General features: G+C 71.5%; 2 protein-coding genes. Both read right to left on the bottom strand.

Annotated elements, in window-relative coordinates:
- On the bottom strand, positions 1-1772 hold a 1772-nt coding region (locus tag D7Y13_RS27660), incomplete at its 3' end, for a condensation domain-containing protein (protein WP_147444511.1).
- A partial coding sequence (locus D7Y13_RS27655; RefSeq protein ID WP_120630817.1) for a non-ribosomal peptide synthetase occupies positions 1765-13543 on the bottom strand: 11779 nt, incomplete at its 5' end. The genes D7Y13_RS27660 and D7Y13_RS27655, both read right to left, overlap by 8 nt.

The raw sequence follows: 13543 nt of genomic DNA, 5'->3' as shown, positions 1-13543 counted from the left end.
GGGTACGACGGGTCCAACGGCACGTACGCGCCTCCCGCCTTCAGGATGCCCAGCAGCGCCACCAGCAGCCTCGGCGTGCGCTCCAGGCACACGCCCACCAGCACCTCGGGGCCCACGCCCTGGCTTCGCAGGTGGTGCGCCAACTGGTTCGCCTGCGCCTCCAGCTCGCCGTACGTCAGCGCTTCTTCTCCCGGCGCCACCACCGCCAGCGCGTCAGGCGTCAGGCGCGCCTGGGCCGCGAAGCGCTCGGCAATCCCCTGCTCCGCGGGCAGCGCCACGTCGGTGTCGTTCCACTCCACCAGCACCCGCTGGCGCTCCGCCTCGCCCAGCATCGGCAAGTCGAGCACGCGTGCGTCCGGACGGGCCGCGATGCCCTCCAGCAACACGCCGAAGTGCGCTAGCAGGCGCTGCACCGTCGCCGCGTCGAAGAGGTCGGTGTTGTATTCGAGCGCGGCCGTCAGGCCCTGGCCCGACTCCACCATGTCCAGCGACAGCTCGAACTTGGCGGTGCTGCCCTCGGTCTCCAGGGCACGCAGGGTCAGCCCGGAGCCGGTCGTCGGCGCGGAGGACGGCGCCCCGTTCACCACGGAGAACATCACCTGGAACAGCGGCGAGCGGCTCAGGTTGCGCTCGGGCTTCAGCTCCTCCACCAGCTTCTCGAACGGGACCTCCTGGTGCGCGAACGCGCCCAGGGTCGTCTCACGCACCTGCTTGAGCAGGTCCCGGAACGTGGGGTTGCCTTCCAGGTTCGCGCGCAACACCAGCGTGTTGACGAAGAACCCGATGAGCCCTTCCAGCTCCGCGCGATTGCGGCCCGCGATGGGAGAGCCGACGCTCACGTCCTGCTGCCCGCTGTAGCGCGACAGCAGCACCTGCCAGGCCGCGAGCAGCACCATGAACGGCGTGGCGCCCTCCTTCTGGCCCAGCGCCTTCAGCGCGGCTTCTACCTCGCGGGGATAGTGGGCGGTCACCACCGCGCCGTTGACCGAGGGCACCGCCGGAATGGGCCGGTCCGTGGGCAGTTCGATGGCCTGCGTTGCCCCCTGCAACTGCTTGCGCCAGTACGCGAGCTGCGCGTCCAGCACCGGTCCCTGGAGCCACTCACGCTGCCAGGCGGCGTAGTCCACGTACTGGATCGCCAGCTCCGGCAGCGGCGACGGCTGCCCCTGGCTGAACGCCCCGTAGAGCGCCAGGAACTCCCGCAGGAAGATGCCGCGCGACCAGCCGTCGGAGATGACGTGGTGCAACGTCAGGAGCAGCACGTGCTCCGTCGCGGTGAGCTTGAGCAGCATCGCGCGCAGCAGCGGCCCCACGGAGAGCGTGAAGGGCTGCTGCACGTCGCGGAACACGCGCAGACGGGCCTCGGCCTCACGCGCTTCGGCGGGCAGGGCCTGGAGGTCCACCTGGGTCAGCGTCAGGGGCTCGGGCGGGGCGATGACCTGCACCGCGCCGCCTTCTTCCGCGCGCAGCGTCGTGCGAAGGACCTCGTGACGGCGCACGAGTTCATCCAGGCAGCGCTGGAGGGCTGGCACGTCCAGGGCGCCGTCCAAGCGGACCGCGAGCGGGATGTTGTACTGCGGGTTCTGGGGCTCGAATTGATCGAGGAACCACAGCCGCTGCTGGGCGAAGGACAGCGGGAAGGACGCCGCGGTCCGGGGACGCGCCACCAGGGTCGCCGCCGGATTGGCCGCGCTCTTCTGGCGCAGCTTCCGCATCAGCAGGTCCTGCTTCTCGGGCGACAGGGAGGAGAAACGCTTCGACGAGTCACTCATTGGAGGTCTTCCTGCCGTTCGCCAGTTCCGCGTCCAGGAGGGCCTGCGCCTCGTCACCGGACATCTCTTCCATCTCCGCCATCAACAGCGCCAGCTCTTCGGGATCCACCTGCGCGGCCTGGGCCTGCATCACGAGCACCGCGAGCGTCTCCACCGTGGGCGACTCGAACAGCTCGCGCAGCGGCAGCTCCACCTCGAAGGTCTGACGGATGCGGGAGATGGCCTGCGTCGCCAGCAACGAGTGCCCGCCCAGTTCGAAGAAGCCGTCGTGGATGCCCACGCGCTTCACGTTCAGCAGCTCCGAGAAGATGTTCGCGAGCTGCTGCTCCAGCTCACTTCGCGGGGCGATGAACTCGCGAGCACGCGGTTCGGAGTCCGCATCCGGCGCGGGCAGGGCCTTGCGGTCCACCTTACCGTTCGCATTGAGCGGCAGCGCCTCCAGCACCACGAGGGCCGACGGCACCATGTACTCCGGCAGCCGCCCCTTCAGCTCGCCTCGCAGCGCGGTGCTGTCCAGCGCGTGGCCAGCCTTCGCTACCACGTACCCCACCAGCCGCTTGTCTCCGGGCACGTCCTCCCGCGCCACCACCACCGCCTCGCGCACGCCTTCGCATGCGCCCAGCCCCGCCTCCACCTCTCCCAGCTCCACCCGGTAGCCGCGCACCTTCAACTGGAAGTCCACGCGCCCCAGGAACTCCAGCTTCCCGTCCTCCCGCTGCCTTACCTTGTCCCCCGTCCGGTACAGCCGCGCGCCCGCCTCCTCGCTGTACGCGTCCGGCACGTACCGCTCCGCCGTCAGCTCCGGGCGGCCCACGTAACCGCGCGTCACCACCGCCCCGCCCACGTACAGCTCTCCCGCCACCCCTCGCGGCACCGGACGCCCGCTCGCGTCCAGCACGTACATGCGCGCGTTCCCAATCGGGCGCCCCAGCGCCAGCGTTGCGGCGCCTTCGTCCCACGCCCCTTCCACCGCGTTCGTCAACACGCCGACTGTCGTCTCCGTCGGGCCGTAGTGGTTGAAGACGGCGCACTCCGGTGCCAGCCTCTGCACCGTTTCCACCAGCGCCCTGTCCGACGCCTCGCCGCCCACCACCAGCCGCTTCAGCGGCAGCACCTGCTTCGCATTCGGCCCGCTCAAGAGCGCACGCAGGTGCGAGGGCACCACCTTCAGGCCCTCCACCCGATGCGCCTGCATGTACGCGCCCAGTGCTTCCGCGTCCGACGCCACGTCCTTCGCGACGAGGTGCAGCGTCCCGCCTCCGCACAGCATCGGGAACACCGCCGTGTGCCCCAGGTCCGCCGCCAGCGTCGTCACCGACGCGAAGCTCATTCCCTCCACCAGCTTCAGCCGGCCCCGAATCGTCTCCACGTAGTTGGCCAGCTGCCGGTGCTCCACCACCACGCCCTTCGGACGGCCCGTGCTGCCCGACGTGAAGATGGCGTACACCGCGTTCCCACCCAGCACGCCTGACTCCACGCGCTCGGTGCTTCCGCCCGCCTCTTCCACCGCTTCGACGACGACGGTGGTGCACCCCAGTCCCGCCACGTCTTCCGCGTACGCCCGCTGCGTCACCACCACCCGCAGGCTTGCGTCCTCGGCAATCGCCTTCACGCGCGCCGCGGGGAAGGACGTGTCCATCGGCACGTAGCCGCCGCCCGCCTTGAGGATGCCCAGCATCCCGACCACCGCCTCCACCGTGCGCTCCACGTACAGGCCCACCAGTACCTCGGGGCCCACGCCTTCCTTCACCAACGCTCGCGCCAGCCGGTTCGCCTTCGCGTCCAGTTCCGCGTACGTCAGCTGCTTCCCATCCGCGACCACAGCGATGGCTCCGGGCACCCGCTCCACCTGTGCCTCGAACATCTCGGGGATGCTCTTCGACGGCACCGCTTCCGCCGTCTGGTTCCACGTCTTCAACACCAGCAGCCGCTCGGTGGCGTCCAACAGGGGCAGCGCTCCCACGGACACATCCGGGTTCGCCGCCACGCCCTCCAGCAGCACCCGCAGGTGCTCCATCATCCGCTCCACCGTCGTCCGCTCGAACAGGTCGGCGCGGTAGTCGCTGATGCACACCAGTCCCGCGCCGGTGTCCTTGAAGGACAGCGTCAGGTCGAGCTTCGCCGCGCCTTCATCACGACCCAGCGAGCGCAGCTTGAGCCCCGGCAGCTCGATGGAGGCCGCAGGCGTGTTCTGGAGCGACAGCTTCACCTGGAACACGGGCGCGTGGCCCAGGCTGCGCTCGGGGTTGATGGCCTTCACCAGCTCCTCGAACGGCAGGTCCTGGTGCGCGTACGCCCCCAACGCCGTGTCCTTCACGCGACGCAGCAGCATCCGGAAGGTCGGGGCGTCATCCAGCCGCGTGCGCATGGCGAGCTGGTTGACGAAGAAGCCAATGAGCCCTTCGGTCTCCGCGTGATTTCGGTTCGCGATGTCCGTGCCCACCACGATGTCCGTCTGTCCGCTGTAGCGCGACAGCAACGCCTGGAAGCCCGCGAGCAGCGTCATGTACAGCGTCGCGCCCTCCTGCTGGCTGAGCGCCTGGAGCTTCTCCGACAGCTCCTTCGGAAACTCCGTCGGCACCGTCCCCGCGCGGTGGGTCCGCACCGTCGGCCGGGCCCTATCCGTGGGCAGCTCCAGCAGGCGCGGCGTGTCCCGCAGCTGCTCGCGCCAGTACGACAGCTGCGCTTCCAGAGCGTCACCCTTCAACCAGCCGCGCTGCCAGGCCGCGTAGTCCGCGTACTGCACCGGCAGCTCCGGCAGCGGTGAGGGCCGGCCCGCGTGGAACGCCTCGTACAGGGCGGCCATCTCCCGCATGAAGATGCCCATGGACCAACCGTCGGAGACGATGTGGTGCATGGTCAGCAACAACATGTGCCGGTGCGCGTCCTGACGCAGCAACGTGGCCCGCACCAGCGGACCGCGTGACAGGTCGAACGGACGGCGCGACTCCTCCAGCGCGCGCTGCTCCAGCCGCGCTCCCGCCACCTCCGGCGTCAACGTCCCCAGGTCCACCACCTCCAGCGCCACGTCGGGCACGCCGGAGATCACCTGCACCGGCTCGCCCGCGTGCACGCCGAACGCCGTGCGCAGGGATTCGTGGCGGCGGAGGATCTCCTGGAACGCGCTGACCAGCGCGGGCACGTCCAGCGCGCCCTCCAGGCTCACCGTCAACGGGATGTTGTACGCGAGGCTTCCCGGCTCCAGCTGATCCAGGAACCACAGGCGCTGCTGCGCGAACGACAACGGCAGCGGCTGCTCGCGCGACACCGGCACCAGGGGCGGCACCTCCGGGCCCGAGGCCTGGACGTGCGCGGACAGCCACGCGGCCAGCGCGGCCACGTTGGGCATCTCGAAGAACGCCCGCACGGGCAGGTCCACGCGGAACGCCTGCCGGATGCGCGACACGGCCTGCGTCGCCAGCAGCGAGTGGCCACCCAGCTCGAAGAAGTCCGACGTCCGCCCCACGCGCTCCACGCCCAACAGCTCCGCCCAGATGCCCGCGAGCGTCGTCTCCACGCCCGGACGGGGCGCGGCCTCCTCCGGCTCCGCCGCCAGCCGCTGCACGTCCGGCCGGGGCAGCGCCTTGCGGTCCACCTTGCCGTTCGGCGTCAGCGGCAGCGCGTCCAGCGACACAACCGCCGACGGCACCATGTACTCCGGCAGCCGCTCCTTCACGAACCGGCGCAGCGCCTCCGCGTCGGCCGTCTCTTCCTCGTGCGGCACCACGTACGCCACGAGCCGCTTCTGGCCGGGCACGTCCTCGCGCGCGACCACCACCACGTCGCGCACGGTGGAGTCCTGGCCGAGCACCGCTTCAATCTCGCCCAGCTCGATGCGGAAGCCGCGCAGCTTCACCTGGTGGTCCGCGCGTCCCGCGAACTCCAGCTGGCCGTCCGCGCGGTAGCGCACCACGTCGCCCGTCCGGTAGAGCCGGCCGCCCGGTTCACCACCGAAGGCGTCCGGCACGAAGCGCTCGGCCGTCAGGTCCGGGCGCTCCAGGTAGCCACGCCCCACGCCCATGCCGCCGATGAACAGCTCGCCCAGCACGCCCGTGGGCACCGGCTGCCCAGTGCCATCCAGGACGTACAGCCGGGTGTTCGGGTACGGCCGACCGATGCCGGGCCGACCCTCGCCCGGCGCGACCTCGGCGCTCGTGGCCGTGACGCTGATCTCCGTGGGGCCGTAGCAGTTGACGAACCGGCGTCCGACGCCCCAGCGCTCCACCAGCTCGGACGGCAGGGCCTCCGCGCCGGAGATGATCGTCTGGAGCTCCGGTAGCGCTTCCTGCGGCAGGGCGGCGAGCACCGGCGGCAGGAGCACGGAGGTGGTGATGTGCTGGTCGCGCAGGAGCGCGGTCAGCTCTGGCCCCGGCAGCAGCGCGTCACGCGGCACCAGCACCAGCGTGCCTCCGCCCGCGAGCGTGCCGAAGATCTCCAGCACGGACGCGTCGAACCCGAACGCGGTGAACTGGAGGACGCGCCGACCCGGCTGGACGTCGAAGTCCCCCACCGTGCGCAGGATCGTGTTGCGGATGCCCCGGTGCTCCACCAGCACGCCCTTGGGGCGCCCCGTCGAGCCGGAGGTGAAGATGACGTAGGCCGCGTTGCGGGCGTCCGTCAGCGACGGGGGATTCTCCTTCGACTTGCGCGCGATGGTCGCCGCTTCCGCGTCCACCGACAGGAGCCACTCGCCCCGCGAGGGCACCTCGTCCGCCAGCGTGTCCTGCGTCACCACCACCGGGACGCGGGCGTCCTCCAACATCGCGCCCAGTCGTTCGGAGGGATAGGACGGGTCGAGCGGCACGTATGCGCCCCCCGCCTTGAGCACGCCGAGCAGCGCCACCACCAGCTCCAGCGAGCGCTCCAGGCACACGCCCACGCGCGTCTCCGCGCGCACGCCCAGGCCGCGCAGGTGCCACGCGAGCTGGTTGGCGCGCGCGTTCAGCTCGCGGTACGTCAGCGATTCGCCCTGGAACTCCACGGCCACCGCGTCCGGCGTGCGCTCCACCTGGGCCTCGACGAGGCCGTGCAGCCCACCGTCCTCGGGCAGCGCGAGCGCGGTGTCGTTCCAGTCCTCCAACAGCGTGCGGCGCTCCTCCGCGGACAGCACGGTGAGCGAGGAGACGCGCGCCGCGGGCTCGGCGACCGCGGACTCCAGCAGGGCGCGCAGCCTCGTGGACATGCGGTCCATGGTGGACGCGTCGAACAGGTCGGTGCTGTAGACCCACTGGCACGACAGGCCCTGCGGCGTCTCCGTGATGGAGAGCGTCAGGTCCAGGTTCGAGGAGACCGACTCGGCGCCCGAGGCGCGGAAGGTCAGCCCCGGCAGCTCCAGCGCGGACGTGGGCGTGTTCTGCAGGATGAGCTTCACCTGGAACAGCGGCGCGTGCGCGAGGCTGCGCTCGGGGTTGATCGCCTTCACCAGCTCCTCGAACGGCAGGTCCTGGTGCGCGTACGCCCCCAATGCCGTGTCCTTCACCCGGCCCAGCAGCGTGAGGAAGGTCGGGTCATCCTCCAGCCGCGCGCGCAGGGCGAGCTGGTTGATGAAGAAGCCGATGAGCCCCTCGGTCTCCGCGTGGTGGCGGTTCGCGATGTCCGCGCCCACCACGATGTCCGTCTGGCCGCTGTGCCGCGACAGCAACACCTGGAAGCCCGCGAGCAGCGTCATGTACAGCGTCGCGCCCTCGCGCTGCCCCAGCGTGCGCAGGGCCTGCGTGAGCCGCTCCGGGAGCATCCGGTGGAGGATGGCGCTGCGCGTGCCCTGCACCGCCGGACGCGGCCGGTCCGTGGGCAACTCCAGCAGGCGCGGCGCGCCTCCCAGCTGTCCTCGCCAGAAGGACAGCTGCGCCTCCAGCGCGTCGCCCTTCAGCCAGCCGCGCTGCCAGGCCGCGTAGTCCGCGTACTGCACCGGCAGCTCCGGCAGCGTCGAGGGCTGGCCCGTGCGGAACGACTCGTAGAGGGACGTCACCTCCCGCACGAGGACGCCCATGGACCAGCCATCGGAGATGATGTGGTGCTTGGCCAGCAGGAGCAGGTGCTGCCGCTCCCCCAACTGGAGCAGCGTGGCCCGGAACAACGGCCCCCGGCCCAGGCCGAAGGGCCAGCGCGACTCCACGCCCGCGACGCGCCGGGCCTCCAGCTCGCGCTCGCTCTCCTCCAGCGCTCGCAGGTCCACCCGCGCGAGCACCTGCTCCGGCACGTGCGAGATGCGCTGCACCGGCTCCTGGCCCACGGCCTGGAACGTCGTGCGCAGCGACTCATGGCGCCGCACCAGCTCCTGGAACGCGCGCTCCAGCGCGGCCACGTCCAGCGTGCCCTCCAGGCGGAGGGCGGTGAACATGTTGAACGCCGTGGAGCCGGGCTCCAGTTGATCCAGGAACCACAGGCGCTGCTGCGCGAACGACAGCGGCAGCGGTCCCGTGCGCGCCACGGGCAGGAGCGGCGGCGCCTTCGCGCCCAGCGCGGCGGCATCCACCTTCAGCGCCAGCTCCGCCACCGTGGGCGCCTCGAAGAGGGCCCGCAGGGGCAACTGCACACCCAGCGAGGAGCGGATGCGCGAGATGGCCTGCGTCGCCAGCAGCGAGTGTCCGCCCAGCTCGAAGAAGTTGTCGCGCGTGCCCACCCGACCGACGCCCAGCACCTGGGCCCAGTCACCCGCGAGCACCTCCTCCGTCGGCGTCCGGGGCGCCACGTACGTCCCGGACACCTCCACGCCCGCCTCACGCGGCTCCGGCAGGGCCTTGCGATCCACCTTGCCGTTGGCGGTGAGCGGCAGCGCCGGCAGGACGACGAAGGCCGACGGCACCATGTACTCCGGCACCGCGTCCTTCAGCGTCGAGCGCACGCTCGCGACGTCCAGGCCTTCGCCCACCACGTACGCCACCAGCCGCTTGTTCCCGGCGCCCTCGCCGCGCGCCACCACCACGCACTCGCGCACGCCTTCGCAGCGGCCCAGCGCGGCCTCCACCTCCGCCAGCTCCACGCGGAAGCCGCGCACCTTCACCTGTGTGTCGCCGCGCCCCAGGAACTCCAGCACGCCGTCCGCGCGCCACCGCGCCAGGTCGCCCGTGCGGTACATGCGGCTGCCCAGAGGGCCGTAGGGGTTCGGCAGGAAGGCCGCCGCCGTCAGTTCAGGCCGGCCCAGGTAGCCGCGCGCGAGACCGTCGCCCGCCGCGTACAGCTCCGCCGCCACGCCCGCCGGCACCGGCTGCCACTGCCCGTCCAGCACGTACACCTGCGTGTTGCCGATGGGCCGGCCGATGGGCACCGTCGCGCCCACGGACTCCACCGTCTCCATGCGGTGGCAGCTCGTGAAGAGCGTGCCTTCCGTCGGCCCGTAGCAGGCCGTCACCGTCACGCCCAGCACCTCCAGCGCGCGCTTCACGTGCGGCGCCGACACCACGTCGCCACCCGTCAGGAGCTGCTTCACCCCGCGCAACCCCTCCAGGTTGCCCTCCACCATCTGCGTGAAGAGGCCCGCGGTGAGGTGCAGCACCGTCACCCCGTGGCGCTTCAGCACGCCCTCCATCTCCTTCACGTCGCCCACCGGCACCGGCGGGTACACCACCAGCCGCGCGCCGTTGAGCAGCGCGCCCCAGACCTCCAGCGTCGACGCGTCGAAGGACACCGGCGCCACGAGCAGCAGCGTGTCCTCCGCCTCCAGCCGCGCGTAGTTGGGATTGAGCACCGTGCGCAGCACGCCCGCGTGCTCCGTGCACACGCCCTTGGGCCGGCCCGTGCTGCCCGACGTGAAGTCCACGTAGGCCAGGTTGCCGCCCCCCACGCCGCTGACCACCGGGGACGTGGGCTGACGCGACAGCGACTCGCGCTCCTCCTCCACGCACAGCACGTCCAGGCCCTCGGTGGGCAGGCGCGCGCCCAGCTCGCGCGTCGTCACCAGCACCCGGGGACCGGCCTCCGACAACATGAACGCCAGACGGTCGCGCGGGTAGTCCGCCTCCAGCGGCACGTAGGCGCCACCTGCCTTGAGGATGGCCAGCAGTGCCACCACCAGGTCCACGCCGCGCTCCAGGCACAGCGCCACCCGCGACTCCGGGCCCACGCCGCGCTTGCGCAGCAGGTGCGCGAGCTGATTGGCCCGCGCGTCCAGTTGGGCGTACGTGAGCTGAACGTCGCCCGCCTCCAGCGCCACCGCGTCCGGACGGCGCGCCACCTGCGCGTCGAAGGCGTCGCCGATGCTCGCCTCGCGGGGGTACTCCGCGGCCGTCTGGTTCCACTCCACCAGCACCCGCCGCTGCTCCTCCTGGGACAGCACGCCCACCTGCCACACGCGCCCCGACTCCGCCGCCACCAGCCCTTCCACCGCGCGCTTCCACTGGCCCAGCAGCCGCTCGATGGTCGCCGTCTCGAAGCGCGGCGTGTCGAAGGCCAGCTTCAGCAGCAGCTCGCGGCTGGGGCTGGAGGACGCCGTCAGCGGGAAGTTGCTGCGTTCGCTGCCCTGGACGTCGCGCACCTCCAGCACGCTGGCGCGCTGGCTCAGCGTCGAATCGATGGGGTAGTTCTCGAAGACGAAGAGGCTCTGGAACAGGGGCGTGCCGCGCGGCACCTGGCTGAAGCCCTGCACCCGCACCAACGGGCTGTGCTCATACTGGCGCAGCTCCAGCTGCCGGGCCTGGAGCTCGCGCAGCCACGGCACCACCAGCTCACGCCCCGGCACCGGCACGCGCACCGGCAGCGTGTTGATGAACATGCCCGTCATGCGCTCGACGCCGGGCAGATCCGACGGACGACCAGACACGGTGGCGCCCAGCACCACCTCCGCTTCGCCGCTGTGCCGCGCGAGCACCAGCGCCCAGGCCGCCTGCACCAGCGTGTTCAGCGTGAGCTGGTGACGCTTGACGAAGGCATCCACCTCCAGCGTGGAGGCCGCGGACAGACGGGTGGACTTCTCCGCGTGGTCCTGCGCGTGCAGCTTCGCCTGGGCCGCGCGATCGTCGTAAGGCAGCGGCGTGGGCGCATGGAGGCCGGCGAGCTCGCGCTTCCAGAACGCATCCATCCGGGACGCGTCCTGACGCTGCAGCCAGCCGATGAACTCGCGGTACGGCACCGCGCGCTCCGTGGGCACCGCCAGCCCCTGATCCAACGCCCGGTAGAGGCCGAACAGCTCCTGGATGAGGAGCGACATGCTCCACCCGTCCAGCAGCAGGTGGTGGATGCTCCACAGGCAGCGCAGCACCTGCTCATCCAGCCGGACGACGGTCAGCCGCAGCAGCGGCGCGCGACCCACGTCGAAGCCCCGCGCGCGGTCCTCCACCAGGTACTGCTGGAACAGCTCCTGCTGCTCCTCGGACGACAGGCCGCGCCAGTCCAGCTCCCGCCACGGCAGCTCCGCTGACGCGTGCACCACCTGCAACGGCTCCGGCAGCCCGTCCCACACGAACGACGTGCGCAGCACGGGGTTGCGCGCCACGAGCAGCTCCCACGCGCGGCGCATCACCGGCAGGTTGACGGTGCCGTGGAAGCTCCACGCCATCTGCTCGCAGTACATGCCCGACGCGGGCTCCAGGAGCGCGTGGAAGAGCATGCCCTGCTGGAGCGGGGACAGCGGATACACGTCCTCCAGGTCGGGGGCCCCCGTCTGGAGGCGCGCAAGGCCCGGCGCGTCCAGCCTCGCCAGCGGGAAGTCCGCGGGCGTGTAGCGCTTCGCATCGTCCGACTCGCGCTGCGCGATGAGGCTCCGCAGCGCCCCGAGGAACGACTCCGCCAGGGCCTCCACGGTGGAGCGCTCGTGCACGTTGGCGCTGTACGTCCAGGACAGCTCCAGCCGGCCGTTGATGACCAGACCATTCAGCTCCAGCAGCGCGGTGCGCAAACCGCCCTGGCCCTGCCCCGGGCCCGCGGGCTCCTTGGCGAGGCCGAACATCGACTCTCCGGCGGCCATCGCGTCGAACTGGCCCAGGTAGTTGAAGGCCACCTGCGCCGGTGACGCCGCCTTCAGCTTCGCGGCCTCCGCGCCGTCGCCCAGGTAGCGCAGCAGTCCGTACCCCAGGCCCTTGTTCGGCAGACGCCGCAGCGTGTCCCGCACGGAGCGCAGCCCGTCGCCCAGCGAGCCTCCCGCCGGGGCCTCCAGCAGCACCGGGTACACCGTGGTGAACCAGCCCACCGTGCGCGAGATGTCCGCGTCCGCGAACAGCTCCTCGCGGCCGTGGCCCTCCAGGTTGATGCGCACCCGGTCCTGCCCCGTCCAGCGCGTCAGCGCGTGCGTCAGCGCCGCCAGGAGCACGTCGTTGATGTGGGCCCGGTACGCCGCCGGCACCTCCTGCAACAGGGCGCGCGTCTCCTCCGCCTCCAGCACCGCGCGGACACTGTCCGCCGACGCGAGCGTGTTCGGCCCTGTGTGGTCCACCGGCAGCGGCGCGACCTCCTTCGTCCCGCCCAGCCAGAAGGACCGCTCTGACTCCAGCTCCGGGCTGCGCGCATGCGCTTCCAGCCTGCGCGCCCACGCCTGGAACGACGTCGTCTTCGCCGGCAGCGCCACGGGCACGCCGCGACGCAGCTGCTGGTACGCGGTGTTCAGGTCCTCCAGCAACACGCGCCACGACACGCCGTCCACCGCGAGGTGGTGGACCACGAGCAGCAGGCGTTCTGTCTGGCCTTCGCCGCGCTCGAACAACATGGCGCGCAGGAGCAGGCCCTCTTCCAGCCGCAGGCTCTGATGCAGCCCGGTCGCGGCGACCTGGATGGCCCGCCGCTGCGCATCCTCGTCCCCCGCGAACGCGGAGACGTCCTGACGCCGCAGGGACACGGGCTGCTCCAGGCCCGCGTTCTCCTGCATCCACCCGGACTCGCCGCGCACGTAGCGCAGGCGCAGGGCGTCGTGGTGCTCCACCAACCGCGCCAGCGCCTTCTCCAGGAGTCCGGCGTCTACGCGCTGCCGCGCTTCGATCATCACCGCCTGGTTGAAGTGGTGCGGCTGGGTCAGCTCCCGCTCGAAGAACCACGCCTGGATGGGCGTGAGCGGCAGGGGCCCCCGGACGATGCCCTGCTCCGCCTGGGACGCGAGGGCGGCGGTGGCCACCTGGGCCAGCTCCGCCACCGTTTGGTGCTGGAAGAGCTGCTTCGCCATCAGGCGCAGACCGGCCTGGTTGGCGCGCGAGATGATCTGGATGCTGATGATGGAGTCGCCACCCAGGGCGAAGAAGTTGTCGTGGATGCCCACCTTCTCCACGCCCAGCACCGACGCCCAGATGGCCGCCAGCGTCTGCTCCTCCAGCGTCCGGGGCGCGACGAAGGCCTTGCCCGAATCCGGCCGCTCACCCTGCGGCGCCGGCAGCGCCTTGCGGTCCACCTTGCCGTTGGGCGTCAGCGGCAGCGACTCCAGCATCACGAACGTGGCCGGGACCATGTACTCCGGCAGCAGGCCCTTCAACGCGGTCCGCAGGGCGTCCACCGTGGGGCGCGTCGCCTCCGCGCCGCCCACGTACGCCACCAGTCGCTTGATGCCGGGCGTCTCCTCCCGCACCACCACCACGCTCTCGGACACACCCTCGCAGCGGCTGAGCGCGGACTCCACTTCGCCCAGCTCGATGCGGAAGCCTCGCACCTTCACCTGCGAGTCCAGGCGGCCCAGGTACACCACGCTGCCATCCGGCAACTGCTTCACCTGGTCCCCGGTGCGGTACAGCCGCGCGCCCGGCTGCGTGCGGAACGGGTGCGGAACGAACTTCTCCGCCGTCAGCTCCGGACGGCCCAGGTAGCCCAGCGCCAGGCCGTCACCGCCGATGTACAGCTCCCCCAGCACCCCCACGGGC

It is taken from the genome of Corallococcus praedator, assembly GCF_003612125.1.
GTDB classification, from domain to species: Bacteria; Myxococcota; Myxococcia; order Myxococcales; family Myxococcaceae; genus Corallococcus; species Corallococcus praedator.
This window is presented reverse-complemented; position numbering and strand designations above follow the sequence as displayed.